This window comes from Halorubrum sp. SP3 (assembly GCF_005435195.1).
In the GTDB taxonomy this organism is placed as follows: domain Archaea; phylum Halobacteriota; class Halobacteria; order Halobacteriales; family Haloferacaceae; genus Halorubrum; species Halorubrum sodomense.
On record NZ_SGTU01000508.1, the window covers coordinates 1 to 329 of the forward strand.

Here is a 329-nt window from a genome sequence, read left to right on the forward strand (position 1 = left end):
CCCTGCTCGCGCTCGACGCGGAGGCGGTCACGGCACTTCGCTTCGATCAGAGATGGTAAGCATCACGATTACGGAACTCCGAATAGTTTAACCTCGATATAGTATTCTTTTATAATCAGACCTGAGTGCTGTTTTAGGGGATTTCACCTGCGTTCAGAAATAACAGGTGATTTACTGGAATGCGCTACAGAGAATCTTCTTACCCGTGCCGCGAGTACGTGTGAACGCATGAGCTACGAACTCGATCCGCTCCCGTACGAGTACGACGCACTGGAACCGCACATTTCCGAGCAGGTGCTCGAATGGCACCACGACACCCACCATCAGGG

Annotated in this window: 1 pseudogene; it reads left to right on the forward strand. The window is 52.3% G+C overall.

What is annotated here, in order from left to right:
* Nucleotides 1-228: 228 nt before the first annotated feature.
* Nucleotides 229-329 (forward strand): annotated as a pseudogene (locus EXE42_RS17425) (superoxide dismutase); the annotation flags it as partial.